This window comes from Aromatoleum toluolicum, assembly GCF_012911005.2.
In the GTDB taxonomy this organism is placed as follows: domain Bacteria; phylum Pseudomonadota; class Gammaproteobacteria; order Burkholderiales; family Rhodocyclaceae; genus Aromatoleum; species Aromatoleum toluolicum.
Window position 1 is genome coordinate 1 of sequence record NZ_WTVS01000005.1, and the last position, 25,751, is coordinate 25,751.

Sequence of the window (25,751 nt, forward strand, 5' to 3'; positions counted from 1 at the left end):
CCGCCGCAGCGGCGGAGCGAAGCGGAGACTCCCGGGTTGGGGTGGGGATGGGTTAAGTACGAGCGGTAGAAACCCATCCCCCTCCTGACCTCCCCCTTGAAGGGGGAGGAACAAGTGCCCTACGCCATCGTTCAGGCGACCTTGTTGCGTGCCTTGGCGATGCGTCCCAGGGCTGCGCGTCCGCTGCCGATGTGGGCTCGCATCAGCCGTTCCGCGTCGTCCGCACGGCGCGCGGTGAGCGCGGCGAGGATCTCGCGGTGTTCGGCGAGCGACTGCTCGAGGCGGCCTTCGCCGAACAGCGAGTGATGGCGCGACAGCTTGATCACGCGGCGCAGATCCTCGATCGCGTGCTGCAGCCAGCGGTTGTCCGCGATTTCCTGCAGCGCGAGGTGGAAGGCCTGGTTCGATTCGAAGAAGCCGTTGATGTCTTCCGCCGCTGCGGCCTTTTCCAGTCCGGCGTGTATCGCGCGCAGGCGGTCGAGGTCAGCGTCGGTGGCCTTCTGCGCCGTGGCCAGGGCGCACTGGCCTTCGAGCAGCGCCATCACGGCGAAGATCTCGTCGAGATCGCGCTCGGAGATCTCGGTGACGTAGCACCCGCGGCGCGGCTTCAGCGTGACGAGCCCTTCGGAGGCGAGCACCTTCAGCGCCTCGCGCAATGGCGTGCGCGAGATGCCGTAGTTGTCGGCGAGCGCCTGCTCGTCGACCCAGGTGCCGGGCGCCAGTTCGTGCGAGAAGATGAGCTGGCGCAGCCGCTCGGCGACTTCCTGGTACAGCGCGAGCGGGGCGATGCGGGTGGCGGTCATGGGTGCTGTTCGATGCGGAAATGTTGCGGGCCGGATTGTCGTCGAAATTTCGGCTCGCCGACAGTTGCATTCATAATTATGGATAAAGTATTATTCGCCTGACGGTACAAGTCAACTTCCCATGTGCGGCGTAGGATTGGGAGCTTGCGCTGGCGGACCCTTGGTCTGCTGCGCAGCGAGAGGGAGAGGGAGCTACGCCGAATGCATGGGAGCGCCGGCGACCGCCTGCAGTCTTCGGACTGCGGGCGGTCTCGTCGTCGCCAGCCAGCCGTTCAAACAGCAGTACGAGACAACGCTAACGCCGCCTGCCGCGGCCAATGGAATCGGAGAGGGTTTGTCATGCCGAACGACAAGATGCCGGCTTATCCCCAGTCGGACCTGGAAGCCTGGAACAAGGCGGCCGCGAAACATGCGCCGGGTGGCGACGTGGAGAAGCTCAACTGGGTGACGCCCGAAGGCATCGCGGTCAAGCCGCTGTATACCAAGGCGGACACGGCCGACCTGCAGCACACCGACACGCTGCCCGGCTTCGAGCCCTTCCTGCGCGGCCCGCAGCCGACGATGTACGCGGTCAAGCCGTGGACCATCCGCCAGTACGCCGGCTTCTCGACCGCCGAGGAGTCGAACGCCTTCTACCGCAAGGCGCTCGCGGCCGGCGGCCAGGGCGTCTCGGTCGCGTTTGATCTCGCGACGCACCGTGGCTACGACTCGGATCATCCGCGCGTCACCGGCGACGTCGGCAAGGCCGGCGTGGCGATCGACTCGGTCGAGGACATGAAGATCCTCTTCAACGAGATCCCGCTCGACAAGGTGTCGGTGTCGATGACGATGAACGGTGCCGTGCTGCCGATCCTCGCCGGTTACATCGTCGCCGCCGAAGAGCAGGGCGTCTCGCAGGACAAGCTGTCCGGGACCATCCAGAACGACATCCTCAAGGAGTTCATGGTCCGCAACACCTATATCTACCCGCCGACGCCGTCGATGAAGATCATCGCCGACATCTTCGGGTACACCGCGCAACACATGCCGAAGTTCAACTCGATCTCGATCTCCGGCTACCACATCCAGGAAGCGGGCGCGAACCAGGCGATCGAGCTCGCCTTTACGCTCGCCGACGGCCTCGAGTACGTGCGCACCGGCATCAACAGCGGCATGGACGTCGACACCTTCGCCGGCCGCCTGTCCTTCTTCTGGGCAGTCGGGATGAACTTCTACCTCGAGATCGCCAAGATGCGCGCGGCGCGCCTGCTGTGGTGGCGCATCATGAAGCAGTTCAACCCGAAGAGCGCGAAGTCGATGATGCTGCGCACGCACTCGCAGACCTCGGGCTGGTCGCTGACCGAGCAGGATCCGTACAACAACGTCGTGCGCACGACGATCGAGGCGATGGCCGCGGTTTTCGGCGGCACGCAGTCGCTGCACACCAACGCGCTCGACGAGGCGATCGCGCTGCCGACCGAGTTCTCGGCCCGCATCGCGCGCAACACCCAGATCATCATCCAGGAAGAGACGCACATCTGTAACGTCGTCGATCCGTGGGCCGGCTCCTACATGATGGAAAAGCTGACCCAGGACATGGTCGACAAGGCCTGGTCGCTGATCGAGGAGATCGAGGCGATGGGCGGCATGACCAAGGCGGTCGAGTCCGGCTGGGCCAAGATGAAGGTCGAGGAATGCGCGGCCGACAAGCAGGCGCGCATCGACTCGGGCAAGGACGTGATCGTCGGCGTGAACAAGTACAAGCTGGCGAAGGAGGATCCGATCGAGATCCTCGATATCGACAACCACGCGGTGCGCGAGTCGCAGATTGCCCGCCTCACCAAGATTCGTGCGACGCGCGACAGCGCTGCCGTGCAGGCGGCCCTCGACGCGCTGACGAAGTGCGCCGAGAGCGGCGAAGGCAATCTGCTCGACCTCGCCGTGAAGGCCGTGCGCCTGCGCGCGACCGTCGGCGAGATTTCCGACGCGCTGGAGAAGGTCTTCGGCCGCTACCGTGCCAATCCGCAAGCCGTGTCCGGCGTGTATGGAGCCGTCGTGGAGAACGATGCCGACTGGAAGGAACTGAAGGCCGACATCGAGGCTTTCGTCACCGAAGAGGGCCGTCGCCCGCGCATCATGATCGCGAAGCTCGGCCAGGACGGGCACGACCGCGGCGCGAAGGTGGTCGCCTCGGCGTTCGCCGACCTCGGCTTCGACATCGACATCGGCCCGCTCTTCCAGACGCCGGAAGAAGCCGCGCGCCACGCCGTCGAGAACGACGTGCATGCGGTGGGCTGCTCGAGCCTTGCCGCCGGTCACAAGACGCTGGTGCCGCAGATCGTGAACGAACTGAAGCGGCTCGGCGCGGACGACATCGTCGTCTTCGTTGGCGGCGTGATCCCGGCGCAGGACTACGATGCGCTGTATGCTGCCGGGGCAAAAGGCATCTTCGGGCCGGGCACGCCGATTCCGGCGGCCGCGCGCGAGGTGCTGAAGCAGATCCGCGCGGCGAAAGCTTGATTGGCGTGTAGGGCGGGAGGAGCAAAGCGCATCCCGCCACGCGGCGGCTGAGCCTGTTCTCACCGTTGGAATGGCGGGATACGCTGCGCTCCTCCCGCCCTACGTGAACTGCGAAGCCGTGCCATTGACGTTTCGATGCCGATGAACAAACCCGAACACTTGCCCGAACTCGACGCCGCCGACCACGCGTTGGTCGATGGCGTGCTCGCGCGCCAGCTGCGTCCGCTCGCCAAGACCATCACGCTGATCGAGTCAAAGCGCGAGGATCACAAGGCGCGCGCACGCCACGTGCTCGAAGCGCTGCTGCCGCACACCGGCGGCGCGATGCGCGTGGGCATCTCGGGCGTGCCGGGCGTCGGCAAGTCGACCTTCATCGAGGCGCTCGGCCTGTACCTGATCGAACAGGGTCTGCGTGTCGCGGTGCTGGCGGTCGATCCGTCGTCGTCCCTGACGGGCGGCTCGATCCTCGGCGACAAGACGCGCATGGAGCTGTTGAGCCAGAACCCGGCTGCCTTCATCCGCCCGAGCCCGTCCGCGGGCAGCCTCGGCGGCGTTGCCGAGAAGACGCGCGAGACGATGCTGGTGTGCGAGGCCGCCGGCTTCGACGTGATCATCATCGAGACCGTCGGCGTCGGCCAGAGCGAGACCGCGGTCGCCGGCATGAGCGACATCTTCTGCCTGCTGCAACTGCCCAACGCGGGTGACGACCTGCAGGCGATCAAGAAAGGCATCATGGAGATCGCCGACCTCATCGTCATCAACAAGGCCGACATCGACGCAGGTGCGGCGATGCGGGCGAAGTCGCAGATGAAGACGGCGCTGCATATGCTGCGGCCGGCGAGTCCGAACTGGACGGTGCCGGTGCTGACCTTGTCCGCGCTGCAGAAGCAGGGCATCGCGGACTTCTGGACGATGGTGACGGACTATCGCAAGGCGATGCAGGCCTCCGGCGAGTTCGAGGCCAAGCGGCGCCACCAGGCGCTGGCGTGGATGTGGGACCTGATCGACGCGGGGCTGCGCAGCCATTTCCGCAGCCATCCGCAGGTGAAGCACGAATTGCCCGGGCTCGCCCGCGCGGTGGAGGAGGGCACGACGACGCCCTCGGCTGCCGCGATGCGCCTGCTCGGTTATGTGGAGAAGTAGTTTCCGTAGGGCGGGAGTTGCGCAGCGCATCCCGCCACGCGGCGGTTGTAGCCGCCCCCCACCGATGGATTGGCGGGATACGCTGCGCTCCTCCCGCCCTACACGTGAAGCAGGATTTGGAGTTGAACGCCCGGTCGGCACAAGGCCGGGTCGGTAGAACAAGTCAAGGAGGTCATCAATGCAAGAGATCATTCGTCAGCTCGACGAAAAGCGCGCCAAGGCGCGGCTCGGCGGCGGGCAGAAGCGCATCGACGCGCAGCATTCCAAGGGCAAGCTCACCGCGCGCGAGCGCATCGAACTGCTGCTCGACGAAGGCAGCTTCGAAGAATGGGACATGTTCAAGGAGCACCGCTGCACCGAGTTCGGCATGGAAGCGGACCACACTCCGGGTGACGGCGTGGTGATCGGCTACGGCACGGTGAACGGCCGCCTGGTGTTCGTGTTCTCGCAGGACTTCACGGTGTTCGGCGGCTCGCTGTCCGAGACCCACGCCGAGAAGATCTGCAAGGTCATGGACCACGCGATGAAGGTCGGCGCGCCGGTGATCGGCCTCAACGACTCGGGCGGTGCGCGCATCCAGGAAGGCGTCGATTCGCTCGGCGGCTACGCCGACGTGTTCCAGCGCAACGTGATGGCCTCGGGCGTCGTGCCGCAGATCTCGCTGATCATGGGCCCGTGCGCCGGCGGCGCGGTGTATAGCCCGGCGATGACCGACTTCATCTTCATGGTGAAGGATTCCTCGTACATGTTCGTGACCGGTCCGGAAGTCGTGAAGACCGTGACCCACGAGGAAGTGACCGCCGAGGAGCTGGGCGGTGCGGTGACCCACAACACCAAGTCGGGTGTGGCCGATCTCGCGTTCGAGAACGACGTCGAGGCGCTGATGATGACGCGCCGCCTGATCGGCTTCATCCCGTCGAGCAACCGCGAGAAGGCGCCGACCGTGCCCGCGCTCGACGCGCCCGAGCGCCTCGACATGTCGCTCGACACGCTGGTGCCGAGCAACCCGAACCAGCCGTATGACATGAAGGAAGTCATCGTCAAGATGGTCGATGACGGCGACTTCTTCGAACTGCAGCCCGACTACGCCAAGAACATCATCATCGGCTTCGCGCGCATGGAAGGCGCGCCGATCGGCATCGTCGCGAACCAGCCGCTGGTGCTCGCCGGCTGCCTGGACATCAAGAGCTCGATCAAGGCCGCGCGCTTCGTGCGCTTCTGCGACGCGTTCAACATCCCGGTCGTGACGCTGGTCGACGTCCCCGGCTTCATGCCGGGTACCACCCAGGAATACGGCGGCATCATCAAACACGGCGCCAAGCTGCTCTACGCCTACGCCGAATGCACGGTGCCGAAGGTCACCATCATCACCCGCAAGGCCTACGGCGGCGCATATGACGTTATGTCGTCCAAGCACCTGCGCGGTGACGTGAACTTCGCGTGGCCGTCGGCCGAGATCGCGGTGATGGGCCCGAAGGGCGCGGTGGAGATCATCTTCCGCGGCGAGAAGGACGACCCAGCCAAGCTCGCCCAGCGCGAAGCCGAGTACAAGGCGCGTTTCGCCAACCCGTTCGTGGCCGGCGCGCGGGGCTTCATCGACGACGTGATCATGCCGCACGAGACGCGCAAGCGCGTGTGCCGCTCGCTGTCGATGCTGAAGAACAAGGAACTCGAGAATCCGTGGCGCAAGCACGGCAACATTCCTCTGTAAGCGCGCACGCGATCTCAACGTACCGTAAAGCTATGGCGAATCCCCTGTGCATTGCCGGCTGGAGTATTGCAGGCTGCCCGTTTTCGGTTCCTTCCCCTTCAAGGGGAAGGACAGGATGGGGATGGGTTTCGATAGGCGCGACCGCACGCCGGAAACCCATCCCCACCCCAGCCCTCCCCTTGAAGGGGAGGGAGCGGGCGGTGCAGTCTCTCGGTTCTGTGCGCAGGGCAAACGCCTAAGACAAGGAATTTCTTCATGTTTAAAAAGATCCTGATCGCAAACCGCGGTGAAATCGCCTGCCGCGTGATCAAGACCGCCCGCAAGATGGGCATCGCCACCGTCGCCGTGCATTCCGAGGCCGACAAGGACGCGCTCTTCGTCGAATTGGCCGACGAGGCCGTGTGCATCGGGCCGGCGGCGTCGAAAGAGTCCTACCTGCGCATGGACAAGATCATCGACGCCTGCAAGCAGACCGGCGCCGAGGCGGTCCATCCGGGCTACGGCTTCCTGTCGGAGAACGCCGAGTTCTCGCGCCGCCTGGAAGAGGAAGGCATCAAGTTCATCGGGCCGAAGCATTACTCGGTGGCCAAGATGGGCGACAAGATCGAGTCGAAGAAGCTCGCGATCGAAGCCGGCGTGAATACCATCCCCGGCTACAACGACGCCATCGCCGGCCCGGCCGAGGCGGTCGAGATCGCCAAGAAGATCGGCTACCCGGTGATGATCAAGGCGTCCGCCGGCGGTGGCGGCAAGGGCCTGCGCGTCGCGTACAACGACCAGGAGGCCTTCGAGGGCTTCTCCTCGTGCGTGAATGAGGCGAAGGCGTCGTTCGGCGACGACCGCGTGTTCATCGAGAAGTACGTCCTCGAGCCGCGCCACATCGAGATCCAGGTGCTCGGCGACTCGCACGGCAACTACGTGTACCTGAACGAGCGCGATTGCTCGATCCAGCGCCGTCACCAGAAGGTCATCGAGGAGGCGCCGAGCCCCTTCGTCGACCCCGACATGCGCAAGGCGATGGGCGAGCAGGCGGTGGCGCTGGCGCGCGCGGTGAACTACGAATCGGCCGGCACGGTCGAGTTCGTGGTCAGCGGGGCGACCAAGGAGTTCTACTTCCTCGAGATGAACACCCGCCTGCAGGTCGAGCATCCGGTCACCGAACTCATCACCGGCCTCGATCTGGTCGAGCAGATGATCCGCGTTGCCTATGGCGAGAAGCTCCCGCTCTCCCAGGCCGACGTGAAGATCAACGGCTGGTCGATGGAGTGCCGCATCAACGCCGAGGACCCGTTCCGCGGCTTCCTGCCCTCGACCGGTCGCCTGGTGAAGTTCCAGGCGCCGCAGGAGGTGCCGGGCCAGGTGCGCGTCGATACCGGCGTGTATGAAGGCGGCGAGATCTCGATGTTCTACGACTCGATGATCGCGAAACTGATCGTGCACGGCGCTAACCGCGAGCAGGCGATCGAGCGCATGCGCGACGCGCTGAACGCCTTCGTGATCCGCGGCATCAGCTCGAACATCCCGTTCCAGGCCGCGCTGCTGCAGCATCCGCGCTTCTGCTCGGGCGGCTTCAACACCGGCTTCATCGCCGAGGAATACCCGCAGGGCTTCGACGCGTCGATGGTGCCGCACGACGATCCCGCGCTGCTCGCGGCGGTCGCGACCTTCGCGCGCCTGCGCTACATCGGTCGCGCGGTGCAGATCGACGGTCAGCTCGCCGGCCACGGCCGCAGGGTCGGTACCGACTGGGTGGTCGTGATGGGCGGCAAGCAGTATCCGATGGCGGTGCAGGCTTCCGCCGACGGCTTCGACATCACCCATGCCGACAAGACCTACCGCATCGTCTCGGACTGGAGCTTCGGCGACCTGTTGTTCGAGGGCACCGTGAACGGCGCGCCGATCTGCCTGCAGATCGAGCGTCGCGGCCTGCGCTACCGCATCTCGCACTTCGGTCTGCAGGTCGAGCCGATCGTGATGACCGAGCGCGCCGCCGAGCTGCTGTCGATGATGCCGGAGAAGCTGCCGCCGGACATGTCCAAGTTCCTGCTGTCGCCGATGCCGGGCCTGCTGCGCGACATCTGCGTCACCGAAGGCCAGGAAGTGAAGGCGGGCGAGAAGCTCGCGATCATCGAGGCGATGAAGATGGAGAACGTGCTCAAGGCCGAGCAGGACGGCAAGGTCAGCAAGCTGGTCGCGAAGCCGGGCGCGAGTCTCTCGGTGGACGAAGTCATCATCGAGTTCGAGTGATCGGGACGGCCGCCGCCGCATCCGCGGCGGCGCCTGTCGGAACACCGAAAGGGCCTGCGCGAGCAGGCCCTTTCCTTTTTGAGGTGGGGCGCTGCAGTGGGGACGCTGTCGTCGCAGAGTTGGCTGCGCGGCTTTCGGTCCGCTCCGTTGATTTCTGCATTGACAGAAATAACAGAAGGTTTAGAGTTGCCCCATGGAACTCAAACCGATTGCCGAACGCTTCGTCCTCCACTGGGGGGAGATGGGATCCCGCTGGGGGGTCAATCGCACCGTTGCGCAGATCCATGCGCTGCTCTACCTCGCCGGGCGGCCGCTCGACGCCGAGGAGATCACCGAGACGCTGGGGGTCGCACGCTCGAACGTGAGCACCAGCCTCAAGGAACTGCAGGCGTGGAACCTCGCGCGCGTCGTGCACCTGAGGGGGGATCGCCGCGACCATTTCGAGACCTCGACCGACATCTGGGAACTCTTCAAGCTGATCGTCGCCGGGCGCCGTCAGCGCGAGATCGACCCGACGGCGGTCGCGCTGCGCGAATGTCTGGAGAATCCGGCAATCGCTGACGAGGACGAAGGGACGCGGCAGCGCATCGAGGAGACGCTGAAGTTCATCGAGATCATGTGCACGCTGTCGGACGAGATGTTGCGGATCAGGCCGGAAACCTTGATGAAGACGCTGGGTGTCAGCGCGAAGATCAGCAAGACGTTCCGGAAGAAGGGCTGAGCAGGCAAGCGGGACCGCGGGCTTCACCGCCCGTTTTTTTGCGGCGTGTATTTCTGTCTTTACTGAAACAACTGTCTTAAAAGGAGCGCAGCCATGGGTGTCGTGAATTTCCTCGTTGAAGTCTCCATTCCGGTCGTCATCGGGTTCGCGGTCAGCCGCTACCTGCAGGAAGTCACGACACGGCTGCTGTGCGACCTGTGCGGCACGTACGACCGGTCCGAGTTTTGGGTGCGCGTCAATGCGATCATGATCACGGGCATCCCGTTGATCCTCGCCCTCGCCTTCGGGCGCAGCAGCAATCCGGGCGTGGCGATCGAGGTGGTGGCCCGCCACGCGCTGATGATGACGGTGCTCGGAATCGTCGTGTCCGTCGCCCTCGTCGCGCGGATGATCATGCGCAACATCCCCGACCCGGCAGCGCGCAGCGAGCTGCTGGAGATCGCGCGATGAGGGTCCTCGTGTGCGGTGCCGCCGGCTTCATGGGGAAGGCGATCTGCGCACGCCTCGCGGCGGCCGGCCACGAGGTCGTCCGCGGCGTGAGGAAGCCCGTCCGGGCGGGGGGGTACCAGATTTCGATGGATCGGGTGGGGATCGCTACCCACGAGCGCGGGGATGCGCTGCCGCAGCGCTATTGGGCCTTTGCGAAACGTTGGGAACTGCTCGGCTACCCGGCGTTCGCGGCGATGATGGCGTTATGATCCTGATCGGCGTAAAGCCGCCCTGAGACATATTCCGGGTACGGTGCCGCATTGTCCGGGGGCAACGTCCGTCGCGTTCGGTCCGGTCCGCCGAGGCCCGTGGGGCGGGCTAAAATTGAAATCCCTACCCGATTTCGCCTGCCGGATCGATGAGCCGAACAACACGATTGGTTCTGCATGGTGGCGCGGGCGCAGCCGCCACCCGAGATGACAAACGTACCTGTGCGCATCTGTCAGCCTTGGGATCGCGCTGCGAGGCAATGCTCACGGGTGGCGCCGCTGCGCTGGACGTCGTCGCGTGCGCCGTCGCGGAGATGGAGGCGTCGGGGCTCTATATCGCGGGCCGCGGCAGCCGGCCCAATTGTGAAGGCGACTTCGAGATGGATGCGGCCATCATGGACGGCACCACGCGGCGGGCCGGTGCGGTGGCGTGCGTGCGCCGTGCGTTCTCGCCGATCGGGCTTGCGCTCCGCGTCATGCAGGACACCCCGCACGTTCTGCTTGCCGGTGACGGCGCCGACCGTTTCGCGTGCAAACTCGGACTGCGAACGATAGGGAGGCCAGCCGAGTACTTCGTGGCGCTTCCGGCCGCCGATGAGGAGGGATCGATGCACGGTACGGTCGGTGCTGTCGCCATTGACCTGAGCGGCGCGCTGGCGGCCGCGACATCGACGGGGGGAACGTCGGGTAAGCTCGTCGGCCGCATCGGCGACAGCGCACTGATCGGGGCCGGAACCTGGGCCGACGAGGCCGTGGCGGTCAGCTGTACCGGTGTCGGCGAATATTTCATCCGCGCCGCAGCGGCCCACGAGGTAGCTGCGCGGATCCGACTTGCGCGCATGCCGCTCGGGCAGGCGGTCGATGAGGTTCTTGCCGCGATCGCCGCTGACGGCGGAGCCGGAGGAATCATTGCTGTGTCCGCGCGCGGCGAGGCCGTTGCGCGCTGGAATACGCCCGGAATGAAGCACTACCTTGCGGAGACGGGAGAACGGCGCCATTTACCCGACAACTAGACACCGTTCGCGCTGAGTATGTTGACGCCTTGGGACGGGCATTCGATAGGCTCAGCGCGAACGGAATCGGTCGTTTCCTCTACCCGCTATGCCTCGCCGCGTGACTCGCGGATTCCCGAGATGGTCCTGGGCGATGTTCCTTGTGTATGCTGCGGGAATGAATTCGCGCATCGATTGCCCTTCCGCATGATGAACGTCGCTGCCCATGGTCGGACGTGTGCGCTGGCTTTGCTGTTGGCATTGGGGGGCGGCTGTGCGATGCAGCCGCCGGCAGGGCATCTGCCTGCTGAGAGCCCGCCGCAGCGGAGCACGGTGCCGCGCCACAACGGCCACGCGACGGCGTGGCCGCTGGCGGAGCTCGGTGCCGCTGAAGGGCGGCGGGTCGGCGTGCAGGTGCAGGGCGCCGTGCGCTGGTTCGACGCGCAGGCCTTGCGCGCGGCCTGGACGGCGGCGCGACGCGTGGGGGCAGCGACGCCGGGTGCGCGTCCTCAGTTCCTGCTGGTCGACGACCCCAGCGCCAACGCGTTCGCACTGCGCTCGGGCAAGGACGGCGTGATCGGCATCCACTCCGGCATGGTCGAGCTGCTCGGCGCGGACGAGGCCGCATGGGCGGCGCTGATCGGTCACGAGCTGGCGCACCTGAACCTGCGTCATTCGGAGCAGCGCCTGTCGCGCCGCAACGAAACCGGTGGCCTGGTGGCGATCGCGAGCGTGCTCCTGACGGTGGTGGGCTTCCCCCTGACGCCGATCTTCGCCGAACTCGCGTCCAACATGGCGGAGAATGGGTACAGCCGCGACGATGAGCGCGCCGCCGACGAGGCCGGTATCGCCTACATGCAGCGCGCGGGCTACGACCCCGCCGGGGCGGTGCGCTTCTTCGAGAAGCTCTCCACCAGCGGACAGCCGGAGCGCTTCGCCTTCCTCGGCACCCATCCGGACGGTGCCGAACGCATCGCGGCGGCACGCGCCCTGACGGAGCGCGCGCCGGACTGAAAACTTCCGCAACGCGTCCGCTCCGCAAGGCCGGGGCGCGGCTGCGCTATGATTGCGCCGCATTCCTGAACTTGTGGAGGTTACATGAAGCGCTTCTTTGCCCTGGTCGCGCTCGCGTCGCTCGTCGGCGCGTGCGCGGTGTATACGCCGGCCGGTTCGGTCGTGGTCGACCCGGGTCGCAACGGAGGCTCGGGTGGCGGTTTCTGTCCGCCGGGACAGGCGAAGAAGGGGAACTGCTGATCCCGGGCAGACCCCGAGCTCTCCTTCGTCGATGCGAACATGAGACCCGAGTACCGAGATCCTCACGCCGTGCCCGCGCGCGACCTCTTCCTGCGGCGCCTGCTCCTCGTGACCCTCGCCGTGGCTGCGCTGATGCTGTTGTGGCGGCTGCAGCCGGTCATCGAGGACTGGTTCAGCCCGAAGCTTGCAGCCGAGCGCACCGTCACGCCGCGCGGCGACCTGGCTGCCGACGAGAAGTCGACCATCGAACTGTTCGAGCACGCGCGTGATTCGGTGGTTTTCATTACCACGGCCCAGCTGGTGCGCGATGCGTGGACGCGCAATGTGATGCAGGTGCCGCGCGGCTCCGGCTCCGGCTTCATCTGGGATGACGCCGGTCACGTGGTGACGAACTTCCACGTGATCCGGGGCGCCTCGCAGGCCACCGTGAAGCTTGCCGACGGGCGCGACTACCAGGCCGCGCTGGTCGGGGCGAGTCCGGCGCATGACATCGCGGTGCTGCGGATAGGCGTAGGTTTCAAGCGGCCGCCGCCGGTGCCGATCGGCACGAGTGGCGACCTCAAGGTGGGGCAGAAGGTGTTCGCGATCGGCAATCCCTTCGGGCTGGACTGGACGCTCACGACCGGCATCGTGTCCGCGCTGGACCGCTCCCTGCCGGGCGAGGACGGCGAGACGACGATCGAGCACCTGATCCAGACCGACGCGGCGATCAATCCCGGCAATTCGGGCGGTCCGCTGCTGGATTCGAACGGGCGGCTGATCGGCATCAATACCGCGATCTACAGCCCCTCGGGGGCCTCGGCCGGCATTGGTTTCGCGGTTCCTGTCGATACGGTGATGCGCGTCGTGCCGCAGCTCATCAAGAACGGCCTGTACGTCCGTCCGGTGCTGGGCATCCAGATCGACGAGGACGTGAATGTCCGCCTGCTCGAAGAGCTCGAGCTCGACGTCGGCGGTGTCGTGGTGCTGCGCGTGATGCCCGGGTCGGCGGCGGACAAGGCCGGGCTGCGCGGCATCCGGCAGGAGCGCGACGGCAGCTTCTATCCGGGCGACATCATCGTGTCGCTGGACGGCCAGGCGGTCGATTCCGTCGCGAAGCTCACCGCCCGTCTCGACGACCACCGCGTGGGCGACACCGTGAAGCTCGGCGTGCTGCGCGAGGGCAAGGAAATGAGCCTGTCGGTGACGTTGCAGCCGGGCAACTAAGGGTGCGGGACGCGAGGCGTCCTGCCGCTCACGCCTCGTTACGCGCAGCAGGGGGCAACTGAGGTGCGCGGGTCCATAATGTAATTTTACGGGGCACTCAAAGGCGGGGACGACGCATGCTTTTTCGCAAGGGCCGCGAGAGCAACAACATCGAGGATCGCCGCGGCGCGGGAGGTTTCGGCGGCGGCCGCAGCATCGGCGTCGGCACCATCATTCTGGCGCTGGTGGCGATGTACTTCGGCATCGACCCAAGCGTGGTGCTGGACACTGCGAGCATCACGCAGCCGCCTGCGGCGGAATCCGCGCGCCCCGCAGCCCCCCGTTCGGCCGCGGAGGATGAGCTGGCACGCTTCACGTCGATGGTGCTGGCCGATACCGAGGACACCTGGGGGCCGATCTTCAGCGCTGGCGGCAAGCAGTACCGTGATCCGAGCATGGTCCTGTACACGGGGGCGACGCGCAGCGCCTGCGGTGTCGGCCAGTCGGAGATGGGGCCGTTCTACTGCCCGGCGGATCAGAAGGTCTATCTCGACCTGTCCTTCTTCACGGAACTGCAGCAGCGTTTCGGTGCGCCCGGCGACTTCGCGCAGGCCTACGTGATCGCACATGAGGTGGGCCACCACGTGCAGAACCTGCTGGGGATTTCGGAAAAGGTGCAGCAGGCGCGCGAGCGCGTGTCGGAGCGTGAAGGCAACCTGCTGTCGGTGCGCGTGGAACTGCAGGCGGACTGTCTGGCGGGTGTGTGGGCGCATCACGCCGATCGCAGTCGCCAGGTGCTGGAGGCGGGCGACGTCGAGGAAGCGCTGGGGGCCGCCACCGCGATCGGTGACGACCGCCTGCAAAAGCAGACGCAAGGGCAGGTGGTGCCCGACAGCTTCACACACGGCAGCTCCGAGCAGCGCGTGCGCTGGTTCCGCACCGGGCTGGAGAAGGGCACGCTGAAGGCCTGCGACACCTTCAGCGTCGCGCGACTGTAGGCGTCAGCTCAGCCCGCCAGCTTCGCGAAGGCCTCGACGACTTCCGCCGGGGCTTGCACCAGTTCCACCAGCACGCCTTCGCCACCGATCGGGAATTCGTCGTTGCCCTTCGGGTGCAGGAAGGTGATGTCGTAGCCCGCCGCGCCGCGGCGGATGCCACCCGGGGCGAAGCGCACGCCGTTGGCGGAAAGCCATTCCACCGCCTTCGGCAGGTCGTCCACCCACAGGCCGACGTGGTTCAGCGGCGTCGCATGCACGGCCGGCTTCTTCTCCGGGTCGAGCGGCTGCATCAGGTCGACCTCGACCTTGAACGGCCCCTTGCCCATCGCGCAGATGTCCTCGTCGACGTTCTCGCGCTCGCTGACGAAGTTGCCGGTCACTTCCAGGCCGAGCATGTCCACCCACAGGGTCTTGAGCTTGTCCTTGCTCGGACCGCCGATGGCGATCTGCTGGATGCCGAGAATCTTGAACGGGCGCTGCGTCATGGGAATATCTCCGCGGGTCGTTTGGATTAAGAATTCATAATTATGGCGGTTTCGCCCGTCTGCGTCGAGAGGGCAGCGGCGGGCGTGGCAAATGTCGCACCCGGTCGTCTGCGCTGGCGGGGCTGGTGGCCTGTATGCGTTGTCCGTGATTACACTGGCGCATCCGGCTCCTCCTCCGACAGGGTCCTCCGCGATGGCCAACAGTCAGGCTCACGATCCCGTTGTGCGGCACTTCAACCTGACGCTGCTGTGGCCGCTGCGGCTGCTGCCGGTCGAGGATCCGTCGGGAACCCGGCAGCGCCCGTGGTGGCTGCTGCAGCAGGCGGCCGCGACCTCGGCGTGGCGCGAGTACGCGCGCGAGCGGGAGCATTTCTCCGAGCGGCACTACAACGAATTCGTCACCTTCCTGCCATACGTCCAGCGCTTCCTGTACGGCGACGGGGTGTCCGGGCGCAGCGGGGAGGGCGGCTACGAGGAGTCCCCGATGCGCATCTTCGAGCGCAGCGACATCGTCGCGGCGCGCGTCGCGGTGCGCGACGGGGACGCACCGGTGCGGCTCGACCTCACGCAGATCCGGCTGCACTTCTTCTTCGATGTCGACGTCGTGCTCCTGAAGGTGGCGCTGCGGGCCGAGGATCTCCCGCTGTCGCTCGTCCAGGAACTGATGTACCGCTTCGGGCGCGCCTATCCATCCGGCTGGAATGCCGGCGGCCGACCGATGCACAGTCTCGCCCGCTTCGACTGGCTGGGCGCGGACGGCGCGGTGCTCGCGGCGTCCGACGAGCTTCGGCGCGACGATTTTCTCGGCCATGTCCGCCAGCACCGCGCGCCGCGCATCGCGGCCCACTGGGCCTACGTGCTGGAGCCGCTGGTGAGCGACCGCTCGGAGCGCGAGGGCGCCCTGCGCTACCGCCAGATCGAGTATTACCGCATGCCCCTGATGGCCTATCTCGCCGTCGACGAGCCTGCGGCCCTCGCCCGCAGCGATTTCATCCGCCTGGGGCTCGTGAGCGGACCCGCGCCGCGGGAGGATCCGCTCGCGCCCGACGGCGGCGAGCGCGATCTGTTCGCCGAGTCGGAGATCGCCGACTTCGAGCGGCGCTATTGCTACGACCGCTTCTGGAGCGACAGCGGCGCCGCGCCGTACACGCGCTACCTGTGCAGCGGTCACGCGATCGCGGTCGTCGGTGACGCGCGTTCGGCCTACTTCACGAGCCGCGAATACGGCGTGCTGGGGCAGTTCCGGCACCAGCACTTCCTGCTGTTCCTGATCGCGCATTTCCAGAAGGCGGCGCTGCTGATGTTCTCGGACCGCCTCGTCGAGGCGCTGAAGCGGCTCGATGTCGGCGATCCCGCCAGCGTGCGCCGCTTCAAGCGCGCGATCCGTGCAAGTTTCGAGGGTTTTCTGCGCTTCACGCACCGTTACTGGTTCCACGAGATCGCCGAGCAGACGCAGGCGCGTACGCTGTTCCGCATGACCGCCGCGCATCTGGAGCTCGATCCGCTGTACGCGGAGGTCAAGGAACGCATCGCCGACATGGACGACTACCTCGCCGCGGACAGCCTGCGGCGACAGGCGAACACCGTCGTGCGCCTGACGGTGGTCACGGTGTTCGGCCTGATCGGCTCGATCACCACGGGCTTCCTGGGCATGAACCTGCTGGCCGAGGCCGACGCGCCCATCGCGCAGCGGCTCGCGATGTTCGGCGTCGTCGGCACCGCCACGGCAGTGTTGACGCTGTACACGATGGCGAAGTCCAAGCGCCTGTCGGACTTCCTCGATGCGCTGTCGGACGATCGCCTTTCCGTGTGGCTGAAGGCGAAGGCGCTGGCTGCGGTGTGGCGGCGCGGCCCCTGATCTGGCAAGTCCGGCCAGCTCGGCGCCCTTCGCATCCGCCTGCCTCGTTCCGGTTACGTCGCAGCCGTCTGATTACGGCGCGCGGGCGGGCAGCATGCGCTTCCGCCCGTGCGCGACTACTCCCAATTCACCTGCGCGGCGAACAGGTAGCCCGCGCCGTACACCGTCTTGATCATCTTGGGACTGTGCGGGTCGTCGCCGAGCTTGCGGCGCAGGCGCGAGATGCGCACGTCGATGCTGCGGTCGAACGGGTCGACGTCGCGTTCGCCGAGCAGCTGCTCGCGGCTGAGGATCTTGTTCGGGCGTCGCACCAGCGTCAGGAGCAGGGCGGCTTCGGCCGACGACAGGGCGGTTTCGCTGCCGTCCGTGTGCACCAGCGAGTGGCGTCCGGTGTCGAAGCGCCAGTCGCCGAAGCGGGCGACGGTGCGTTCGGCGGGCGCATCGCTACTGGCCTCGGGCGTGGCCGAGCGCGCGTAGCGGCGCAGGATGGAACGCACGCGGGCGACCAGCTCGCGCGGCTCGAAGGGTTTGACGATGTAGTCGTCGGCGCCCAGCTCGAGGCCCAGCACGCGGTCGGTGACGTCGTTGCGGCCGGTGAGGATCAGCACCGCGCAGGGGCTGCCGTCCTGCAGTTCGCGCACGACCTGCATGCCGTCCATGTCGGGCAGCCCGAGGTCGACGATCACGAGATCGGGCGCGGTCTGGTGCGCACGCGCGAGCAGGTCGCGTCCGGTGCGCAGGTGTTCGCTGCGGAAGCCGTAGCCGGACAGCGCGCTGCAGATGATGCGCGCGATGTCGGGCTCGTCTTCCAGCACGAGGATCAGCGGCGACGAAGTCTCTTGTCCGGTCATCGGTCGGGGGCTTCCTCTCTCTGGATGGCTGCGGTTCCTGGGTGTTCGAGCAATTCGTCGAGCGCGGCGGCGAGCGTAGCCTGGTCGAAGGGCTTGCGCAGCACCGGCACGTCGAGCTCGGCGGTGCCGGCGAGGGCGTTGTCGCTCGCGTAACCGGTAATCATGAGGATGGGCATGTCGGGACGCAAGGCGCGCGTCCGCGTCACCAGTTCGCGCCCGCCGATGCCCCCGGGCATGATGGTGTCGGTGACGAGCATCGCGATGTCGGATACCGCCTCGAGCAGCAGCCACGCCTCGACACCGTCGGCCGCCTCGATCACCGTGTAGCCCAGCGCGGTGAGCTGCAGGCGGATGATACGCCGCACCTCGGGTTCGTCCTCGACCAGCAGGACCGGGCCGGACACGCTGCGACCCGCGCTCACCGCCGGGGGCGTGCCGTTCTCGTCGGCCGGCGCGGGAGCTTCCGCGCGCGGTAGCACGAAGGTGACCGTCGTGCCCTTGCCGGGCGCGCTGCGGATACGGATGTTGCCGCCGGACTGGCGCACGAAGCCATACACCATCGCCAGGCCCAGCCCGCTGCCGCGCCCGAAGGGCTTGGTCGTGAAGAAGGGTTCGAAGAGGCGCGGCAGCAGTTCCGGGTCGATGCCGCTGCCAGTGTCGGTGACGTCGATCTGCACGTAGTCGCCGGCCGGCAGTTCGGCGAGCGTGGCCACTCCTTCGTCGAGGTGGCGCTCGCCGATCGCGATCGTCAGGTCGCCGCCGTCGGGCATCGCGTCGCGCGCGTTGAGGGCGAGGTTGAGCAGCGCGTTCTCGAGCTGGTGGGCGTCGACGAAGGCGTGCAGCGGCGCGTCCGGCTGGTTCGTGTGCAGGCGCACGTTCTCGGTCAGCGAGCGCGCCAGCAGCTGCGCCATGTCCTGCACCAGCGCGCCGACCTCGACCGCGCGCGGTTCCAGCGCCTGGCCGCGCGAGAAAGTCAGCAGGCGCTTGATGAGTTCCGCGCCGCGGCGCGCGGCGTGCAGCGCCGGGTCGAGATGCTCGCTCAGGCTGCCGCCGGGCGCCTGCGTCTGCAGCGCCGACAGATTTCCGATGATGATCGTCAGCAGGTTGTTGAAGTCGTGCGCGAGGCCGCCGGTGAGCTGGCCCACGGCCTCCATCTTCTGCGCCTGGATCAGCGCGGCCTGGCTCGCCTTCTGCTCGGTGATGTCGGAAGACAGCACGAAATAGCCCTGCACCTCGCCCTGCGGCGACATCTCGGGGACGATGACGCTGCGCGCATGCACCGTCCGGCCGTTGGCGAGCTTGCGTGCGTATTCGTAGCTGACGCGCTCGCCGCGGTCCACGATCGCCAGCCGTTGCCGCACGAGCGGATAGAGCTCGGGGCCGAACACGCTCGCGATGGTGCGCCCGACGATCTCGTCCTTGTTCAGCCCGAACCACTCGGCATAGCCGCGATTGGCAAACTGATACACCTCGTTGCGGTCGACGTAGGCGATCAGCGCGGGGATCGAGTCGATGATGGTCTTGAGCTTTTCCTCGCTACGGCGCAGCGCGCCGGCGATCTCGTCGATCTCGGCGTTGGCGTGGGCGAGGCGGGCGTTGGCGTTCTCGAGTTCCTGCGTGCGCGCCTTCACGCGCGCTTCCAGCTCGAGGTTCTGCTGGTGGATCACCTCCTCGGCGCGGCGCTGCTCGGTGATGTCGGTCCACAGCGAGACGAAGCCGAGGTTGGGGATCGGCACGCCGCGGATCGCGAGGATCTTGCCGTTCGGGCGCTTGCGCTCGGCGTAGTGCGGCAGGAAGGCGCGCGCGGCCGCCATGCGCTCGGACACCAGCTTCTCCAGTTCGCCGTCGCCGTACTCGCCGCGTTCGGCGTTGAAGCGCACGAACTCCTCGAACGGGGTGCCGACGCGCACCATGCTCTCGGGAAAATCGAGCAGGCGCAGCATCGCCTTGTTCCAGGTGACGAGTTTGGGGGTCGCGTCGAACACGGCGATGGCCTGGTCGAGCAGGTCGAGGCCGGCGAGCAGCAGGTCGTAGCGCCGCAGCTCGTGCGAGGACATGCGGTGCGCAGCGGGTCTGGAGGGCTCGGGCGAGGGGGCGTTACGTAGCATCGGGCGGGTGTCTCGGCGGAGTCTGCACCATTCTAGAGCAGGTCGTGGATGTCGAAGCGGACTAGCGGAAGCGGACGAGCGCGCCCCCTCGACGCAAATGAGACGCCACCCTACGCGGGTCGGCTGCCACCCGGCTGCTGGTGCAGCTGCTGGCGGAAGCGCTCGGGCGAGAGCCCGGTCCACGCCACGCAGGCGCGGTAGAAGGCCGAGGTGTCGGCATAGCCGAGCTCGGCGGCGATGGTTGCGACCGGCAGTCGCGTCTTCGTCAGCCGCGACAAGGCGATATCGCGCCGCAGCGCGTCCTTGATCGAGCGGAAGGTCGCGCCCTCGTCCTCGAGGCGGCGGTGCAGCGTTCGCGGCGAAAGATGCAGGCGCACGGCGATGTCGTCCAGCGCGAGGCTCGCCGGCAGCGCGTCGCGCAGCAGGTCGCGCACGCGCAGCACCATGTCGCGGTCGCGCCGGTACAGCATCGTGATCTTGCCCGGCGCGCCGTCGAGGAAGGCGTTCAGCGCTGCTTCGTCGCGGCGCACCGGCAGGTCGAGCAGGTTGTCGCGCAGGCGCGCGACGAGCGTGCCGGCGTCGAAGAAGGAATGTTCCGTATAGACCAGCGCGTAGTCGTCGGCGTGGGCCGGGCGCGGGTAGGGGAAATGCACCGAGTCGAGCGCCAGGCCGCGGCCGACGAGCCAGCACGACACGGCGTGGATCAGCCGCAGCAGCCACTCGAACGCGAACACGCGTGCCGGGTCGCCGCGGTAGTCCGTGAGGCGACGCGTCTCCGAGATGCGCAGCTCGGCGCGCTCGTCGTCGGGGTCCGCGGCGCGGCGCACGCTCACCGCGAGGTCCGGCAGCACGATGCGCAGGAAGCGCGCCGCGCGGTCGAGCGCGTCGCCCAGCGTCGCGGCGCCGAGCATGCCGCGGCACAGGAACTCGAAGCTGCCGCTGCGCATCGGCTGCGCAAACAGCGCGAAGCCCTCGTCGTCGAGCGCGCGCGTGATGTCGTTGTAGAGCCGTGCGTAACGGTCGATCGGGACGCGCGTGGCGGGGTCTGCAAGGTCGATGCCGGCCGTGGCGAGAAAGGGCGCCGGATCTCGCCCCCGGCCCTGCAGGCCCGCGAGCATGCCGGTGACGAAACCCATGGCCACCGTGGCGCGCTTCGGGCGAAGCGGCGGCGCGTCGATACCGGGGGGCGGTAGGGGGACGGGCATGCGGAAGCGTCCGGAGGGTCGATGAGTGATTGGCGGATTTTGCACGATTGTCGTCGCTGCGCACAATGGCAAATACCTCTTCCGCCTTCTACCATTAAGCCCACAAACATGACCGAGCGCCGTCCGGGCGCCAACCAGAGGGAAGAAGGCATGACCAATCTCAGCGAAGCCAAGAAGCTCGTCACCTACAAGCCGCAGCACAAGGTGCGTTTCGTCACCGCCGCGGCGCTGTTCGACGGCCACGACGCATCGATCAACATCATGCGGCGGATTCTGCAATCGACCGGCTCCGAGGTCATCCACCTGGGCCACAACCGCTCGGTCGGCGAGATCGTCAACGCCGCGCTGCAGGAAGACGTGCAGGGCATCGCGATCACTTCCTACCAGGGTGGCCACGTCGAGTTCTTCAAGTACATGATCGACCTGCTGAAGGCCAACGGCGGCGAGAACATCAAGGTCTTCGGCGGCGGCGGCGGCGTGATCGTCCCGTCCGAGATCAAGGAGCTGCACGACTACGGCGTCACCCGCATCTACTCGCCCGAAGACGGCGCGATGATGGGCCTGCAGGGGATGATCAACGACCTCGTCGCGAACTCCGACTTCGACCTCACCAGCGCCGCGCCGGGTTCGGCCGACGCCGTCGTCAAGGCGCTCACCACCGGCGAGCGCAAGACGCAGCTGCGCAGCCTGTCGCGCATCATCACGGCGCTGGAGAACGGCGCCTATGGCGACGACGTCAAGAAGGCGCTCGTCGAGGCCGCCGCGAAGGTCAAGACTCCGACCCTCGGCATCACCGGCACCGGCGGCGCGGGCAAGAGCTCGCTCACCGACGAACTGGTGCGTCGCTTCCGCCTCGACCAGAACGACAAGCTGCGCGTCGGCATCGTCTCGATCGACCCCTCGCGCAAGCGCACCGGCGGCGCGTTGCTGGGCGACCGCATCCGCATGAACGCGATCGAGCACGAGAACATCTACATGCGCTCGCTGGCGACGCGCGACACCGGCTCCGAGATCTCCGCCGCGCTGCCCGAGGTCATCGCCGCCGCCAAGCTCGCCGGCTTCGACCTGGTTATCGTCGAGACCTCCGGTATCGGCCAGGGCAACGCTGCGATCGTGCCCTACGTCGACCTGTCGCTGTACGTGATGACCCCCGAATTCGGCGCCGCGAGCCAGCTCGAGAAAATCGACATGCTCGACTTCGCCGACTTCGTCGCGATCAACAAGTTCGACCGCAAGGGCGCCGAGGACGCGCTGCGCGACGTGCGCAAGCAGTACCAGAGGAACCGCGAGCTGTTCAGCACGCCGACCGACGAGATGCCGGTGTTCGGCACGATGGCCGCGCGCTTCAACGACGACGGCATCACCGCGCTGTACCAGGCGATCTTCCCGCGTCTGGTCGAGAAGGGCCTGAAAGCCAAGCCGGGCAACCTGCCCAAGGTCACGATCAAGGCCTCGAGCCGTGGGCGCGCGATCGTGCCGGCCGAGCGCGTGCGCTACCTCGCCGAGATCGCCGACAGCGTGCGCGACTATCACAAGCACGTGCAGCAGCAGGCCCGCGTCGCGCGCGAGCGCCAGTCGCTGAAGATCGCCAAGGCCTTGTTCGAGCAGTGCGGCAAGGATGCTGGCTCGTTCGCCGAGATGATCGACTGGAAGGATGGCGAGCTGACGCCGGCGGCGAAGAAGCTGCTCGACATGTGGCCGCGCACCAAGGAGCTGTACGCTGCCGACGAATACGTCGTGAAGATCCGCGACAAGGAGATCCGCACCAAGCTGACCTCCGACTCGCTGTCGGGCACGAAGATCCGCAAGGTCTCGCTGCCCAGCTTCGATGACGACGGCGAGTCGCTGAAATTCCTGATGAAGGAGAACGTCCCCGGCTCCTTCCCCTATACGGCCGGCGTGTTCGCATTCAAGCGCGAAGGCGAAGATCCCACCCGCATGTTCGCCGGCGAAGGCGATGCCTTCCGTACCAACCGCCGCTTCAAGCGCGTCTCCGAAGGCATGCCCGCGCACCGTCTGTCGACCGCGTTCGACTCGGTGACGCTGTATGGCTGCGATCCCGATCCGCGTCCGGACATCTACGGCAAGATCGGCAATTCGGGCGTGTCGATCGCGACGCTCGACGACATGAAGGTGCTGTACGACGGCTTCGACCTGTGCTGCCCGACGACCTCGGTGTCGATGACGATCAACGGCCCGGCGCCGATCATCCTCGCGTTCTTCTTCAACACCGCGATGGACCAGCAGGTCGCCAAGTTCCGCGCGGACAACGGCCGCGAGCCGACCGAGACCGAGTTCCAGAAGATCAAGGAATGGACGCTGTCCTCGGTGCGCGGCACCGTGCAGGCCGACATCCTGAAGGAAGACCAGGGCCAGAACACCTGCATCTTCTCGACTGAATTCGCGCTGAAGATGATGGGTGACATCCAGGAGTACTTCGTCCATCACAAGGTGCAGAACTTCTACTCGGTGTCGATCTCCGGCTACCACATCGCCGAAGCCGGTGCGAACCCGATCTCGCAGCTCGCCTTCACGCTGTCGAACGGCTTCACCTATGTCGAGTCCTACCTCGCGCGCGGCATGCATATCGACGACTTCGCGCCGAACCTGTCCTTCTTCTTCTCCAACGGCATGGACCCCGAGTACTCGGTGATCGGTCGCGTCGCCCGCCGCATCTGGGCCGTGGCGATGAAGAACAAGTACGGCGCGAACGAGCGCAGCCAGAAGCTGAAGTACCACGTGCAGACTTCGGGCCGCTCGCTGCATGCGCAGGAGATGGACTTCAACGACATCCGCACGACGCTGCAGGCGCTGATCGCGATCTACGACAACTGCAACTCGCTGCACACCAACGCCTACGACGAGGCGATAACGACGCCGACCGAGGAATCGGTGCGCCGCGCGATGGCGATCCAGCTGATCATCAACCGCGAATGGGGCCTGGCGAAGAACGAGAACCCGAACCAGGGCGCGTTCATCATCGACGAGCTCACCGATCTCGTCGAAGAAGCCGTGCTCAAGGAGTTCGAGGCCATCGCGTCGCGCGGCGGCGTGCTCGGCGCGATGGAAACCGGCTACCAGCGCGGCAAGATCCAGGAGGAGTCGCTCTACTACGAGCACAAGAAGCACGACGGCTCCTACCCAATCATCGGCGTGAACACCTTCCTCAACCCGAAGGGCCAGGCGCAGCAGGAAATCGAACTTGCCCGTTCGACCGAGGAAGAGAAGCAGGGCCAGCTCACGCGCCTCGCGGACTTCCACGCCCGCAACAAGGCCGAGGCGCCGAAGTGGCAGGCCAAGCTGCGCCAGACCGTGATCGAAAACGGCAACGTGTTCGAGGTGCTCGTCGATGCGGTGCGCTACTGCTCGCTCGGCCAGATCACGAGCGCGCTGTACGAGGTGGGCGGCCAGTATCGCCGCAGCATGTAAGCGGACTGCGCTCCGGTATCACGAAAGACGGCGCCCGCGGGCGCCGTTTTATTTGGTCGCAGCGCCGGATGGCGCGCGAGGCGCGCCACGGTGGGGCAAAAAGTTAATGAGAATCTAAAAAATCGTTGATTGCATGCCCAATAATGGTGCATAAATGCGGGCGAACTATCGCCGACTCGTCTGAATGCACCATTTGAGGGAATCCGATGAAATACCAGTCGCTCGAGAACTTTCTGGAACACGTCGCGGCACGCAACCCGGGCCAGCCGGAATTCCTGCAGGCCGTCACCGAGGTGATCGAAAGCCTGTGGCCCTTCATCTCCAGTCATCCGAAGTATGCCGAGCAGGGCCTGCTCGATCGCCTGGTCGAGCCCGAGCGCGTGATCATGTTCCGGGTGTCCTGGGTCGATGACCACGGCGACGTGCAGGTCAACCGCGGCTACCGCATCCAGCACAGCTCGGCGATCGGCCCCTACAAGGGCGGCATCCGCTTCCACCCCTCGGTGAACCTCTCGATCCTCAAGTTCCTCGCCTTCGAGCAGACCTTCAAGAACGCGCTCACCACGCTGCCGATGGGCGGCGGCAAGGGCGGCTCGGACTTCGACCCGAAGGGCAAGAGCCCGTCGGAAGTCATGCGCTTCTGCCAGGCCTTCGTGAGCGAGCTGTTCCGCCATGTGGGCTCGGACACCGACGTGCCGGCCGGCGACATCGGTGTCGGCGGGCGCGAAGTCGGCTTCATGGCCGGCATGATGAAGAAGTTGTCGAACCGCGCCGACTGCGTGTTCACCGGCAAGGGCCTGGCCTTCGGCGGCTCGCTGATCCGCCCCGAGGCGACCGGTTACGGCACCGTGTATTTCGCCGAGGAGATGCTCAAGCGCAAGGACATGTCCTTCGACGGCCTGCGCGTAAGTGTGTCGGGTTCGGGCAATGTCGCGCAGTACGCGGTCGAGAAGGCGATGGCGCTCGGCGCGAAGGTCGTCACGGTGTCCGATTCGAGCGGCACGGTCATCGACGAGGACGGCTTCACGACCGAGAAGCTCGCCGAGCTGATGGAAGTAAAGAACCACCTCTACGGCCGCGTCAGTGACTACGCGCAGCGCGTGAAGGCCAACTTCCTGCCCGACGTGTCGCCGTGGCACATTCCGGTCGACGTCGCGCTGCCGTGCGCGACGCAGAACGAGCTCGATGGCGAGGCCGCGCGCAAGCTGGTCAAGAACGGCGTCAAGTGCGTCGCCGAAGGCGCCAACATGCCCTCGACGGCGGAGGCGGTGCGTGTGTTCGAGGATGGCGGCGTGCTGTACGCCCCGGGCAAGGCCAGCAACGCCGGCGGGGTCGCGACCTCGGGCCTCGAGATGAGCCAGAACGCGATGCGCCTGTCGTGGCCGCGCGAAGAGGTCGATGCGCGCCTGCTCGGCATCATGCACAGCATCCACGACGCCTGCGTGCAGCATGGCCGCCGTGCGGACGGCTCGGTCAGCTACGTGGATGGCGCGAACGTCGCCGGTTTCGCGAAGGTCGCCGACGCTATGCTCGCGCAGGGCGTCATCTGACGCTCACGCACGGG

Annotated in this window: 20 protein-coding genes; 15 read left to right on the forward strand and 5 right to left on the reverse strand. The window is 66.5% G+C overall.

All coding sequences use genetic code 11. From position 1 onward, the window contains the following. Positions 1-131: 131 nt before the first annotated feature. A complete protein-coding gene (locus GPA27_RS03550) occupies positions 132-803 on the reverse strand; it encodes a GntR family transcriptional regulator (protein WP_169137913.1) in 672 nt (223 codons plus the stop codon). A gap of 339 nt (positions 804-1,142) precedes the next feature. On the opposite strand from GPA27_RS03550, the gene scpA reads away from it, so the two are divergent. From scpA to ypfJ, 12 genes are all read left to right on the forward strand, one after another. After that, positions 1,143-3,302 carry a methylmalonyl-CoA mutase gene (scpA, locus tag GPA27_RS03555; protein WP_169137915.1) on the forward strand — a complete coding sequence of 720 codons (2,160 nt, stop codon included), beginning with the start codon at positions 1,143-1,145 and terminating at the stop codon, positions 3,300-3,302. Between the two features lie 135 nt (positions 3,303-3,437). After that, complete coding sequence (gene meaB, locus GPA27_RS03560) at positions 3,438-4,445, forward strand: methylmalonyl Co-A mutase-associated GTPase MeaB (protein WP_169137917.1); 1,008 nt, start codon at positions 3,438-3,440, stop codon at positions 4,443-4,445. Positions 4,446-4,623: 178 nt separating this feature from the next. Then, a complete protein-coding gene (locus GPA27_RS03565; RefSeq protein WP_169137919.1) occupies positions 4,624-6,156 on the forward strand; it encodes an acyl-CoA carboxylase subunit beta in 1,533 nt (510 codons plus the stop codon). Positions 6,157-6,411: 255 nt separating this feature from the next. Then, on the forward strand, positions 6,412-8,403 hold the full coding sequence (gene accC / locus GPA27_RS03570) for an acetyl-CoA carboxylase biotin carboxylase subunit (RefSeq protein ID WP_169137921.1): 1,992 nt from the start codon (positions 6,412-6,414) through the stop codon (positions 8,401-8,403). Positions 8,404-8,596: 193 nt separating this feature from the next. After that, complete coding sequence (locus GPA27_RS03575; RefSeq protein WP_169137923.1) at positions 8,597-9,124, forward strand: GbsR/MarR family transcriptional regulator; 528 nt, start codon at positions 8,597-8,599, stop codon at positions 9,122-9,124. 93 nt (positions 9,125-9,217) lie between these two features. Continuing rightward, complete coding sequence (locus GPA27_RS03580; RefSeq protein ID WP_169137925.1) at positions 9,218-9,574, forward strand: hypothetical protein; 357 nt, start codon at positions 9,218-9,220, stop codon at positions 9,572-9,574. Then, positions 9,571-9,822, forward strand: a complete 252-nt coding sequence (locus GPA27_RS03585) for an NAD-dependent epimerase/dehydratase family protein (protein ID WP_169137927.1) — start codon at positions 9,571-9,573, stop codon at positions 9,820-9,822. The genes GPA27_RS03580 and GPA27_RS03585 overlap by 4 nt, the downstream gene beginning before the upstream one ends. 149 nt (positions 9,823-9,971) lie before the next feature. After that, positions 9,972-10,835, forward strand: coding sequence for an isoaspartyl peptidase/L-asparaginase family protein (locus tag GPA27_RS03590; protein WP_169137929.1), 864 nt, complete (start codon positions 9,972-9,974; stop codon positions 10,833-10,835). Between the two features lie 186 nt (positions 10,836-11,021). After that, positions 11,022-11,828: a M48 family metalloprotease gene (locus GPA27_RS03595; RefSeq protein ID WP_169137931.1), complete on the forward strand. Its 807-nt coding sequence runs from the start codon at positions 11,022-11,024 to the stop codon at positions 11,826-11,828. Positions 11,829-11,912: 84 nt separating this feature from the next. Next, a complete protein-coding gene (locus tag GPA27_RS03600) occupies positions 11,913-12,068 on the forward strand; it encodes a hypothetical protein (protein WP_169137933.1) in 156 nt (51 codons plus the stop codon). Between the two features lie 39 nt (positions 12,069-12,107). Continuing rightward, on the forward strand, positions 12,108-13,274 hold the full coding sequence (locus GPA27_RS03605; protein ID WP_169137935.1) for a S1C family serine protease: 1,167 nt from the start codon (positions 12,108-12,110) through the stop codon (positions 13,272-13,274). A gap of 116 nt (positions 13,275-13,390) precedes the next feature. Further along, entirely contained in the window at positions 13,391-14,251 is an 861-nt protein-coding gene (ypfJ, locus tag GPA27_RS03610; RefSeq protein ID WP_169137937.1) for a KPN_02809 family neutral zinc metallopeptidase, read from the forward strand. A gap of 8 nt (positions 14,252-14,259) precedes the next feature. Here the strand turns inward: ypfJ and GPA27_RS03615 are convergent, their stop codons facing one another. Next, positions 14,260-14,736 (reverse strand): VOC family protein, encoded by a 477-nt coding sequence (locus tag GPA27_RS03615; RefSeq protein WP_050417575.1) that lies wholly within the window; start codon positions 14,734-14,736, stop codon positions 14,260-14,262. Positions 14,737-14,929: 193 nt separating this feature from the next. Between GPA27_RS03615 and GPA27_RS03620 the strand changes: the two genes are divergently transcribed. Then, the gene (locus GPA27_RS03620) at positions 14,930-16,594 is read left to right on the forward strand and encodes a hypothetical protein (protein WP_169137939.1); all 1,665 of its coding nucleotides are present in this window, start codon (positions 14,930-14,932) and stop codon (positions 16,592-16,594) included. A 116-nt stretch (positions 16,595-16,710) separates the two neighbouring features. Here GPA27_RS03620 and GPA27_RS03625 read toward each other — a convergent pair whose 3' ends face one another. The 3 genes from GPA27_RS03625 to GPA27_RS03635 all read right to left on the reverse strand — a co-directional run bounded on the left by GPA27_RS03625 (position 16,711) and on the right by GPA27_RS03635 (position 20,758). Further along, positions 16,711-17,445, reverse strand: coding sequence for a response regulator transcription factor (locus GPA27_RS03625; protein WP_169137941.1), 735 nt, complete (start codon positions 17,443-17,445; stop codon positions 16,711-16,713). Next, positions 17,442-19,553 (reverse strand): PAS-domain containing protein, encoded by a 2,112-nt coding sequence (locus tag GPA27_RS03630; RefSeq protein WP_373322718.1) that lies wholly within the window; start codon positions 19,551-19,553, stop codon positions 17,442-17,444. The genes GPA27_RS03625 and GPA27_RS03630 overlap by 4 nt, the downstream gene beginning before the upstream one ends. 110 nt (positions 19,554-19,663) lie before the next feature. Further along, positions 19,664-20,758 (reverse strand): AraC family transcriptional regulator, encoded by a 1,095-nt coding sequence (locus tag GPA27_RS03635; protein ID WP_169137943.1) that lies wholly within the window; start codon positions 20,756-20,758, stop codon positions 19,664-19,666. A 150-nt stretch (positions 20,759-20,908) separates the two neighbouring features. Between GPA27_RS03635 and icmF the strand changes: the two genes are divergently transcribed. Both icmF and gdhA read left to right on the forward strand, forming a co-directional pair. Continuing rightward, entirely contained in the window at positions 20,909-24,187 is a 3,279-nt protein-coding gene (gene icmF / locus GPA27_RS03640) for a fused isobutyryl-CoA mutase/GTPase IcmF (protein WP_169137945.1), read from the forward strand. 206 nt (positions 24,188-24,393) lie between these two features. Then, positions 24,394-25,737, forward strand: coding sequence for an NADP-specific glutamate dehydrogenase (gene gdhA, locus GPA27_RS03645; RefSeq protein ID WP_169137947.1), 1,344 nt, complete (start codon positions 24,394-24,396; stop codon positions 25,735-25,737). Positions 25,738-25,751 lie beyond the last annotated feature (14 nt).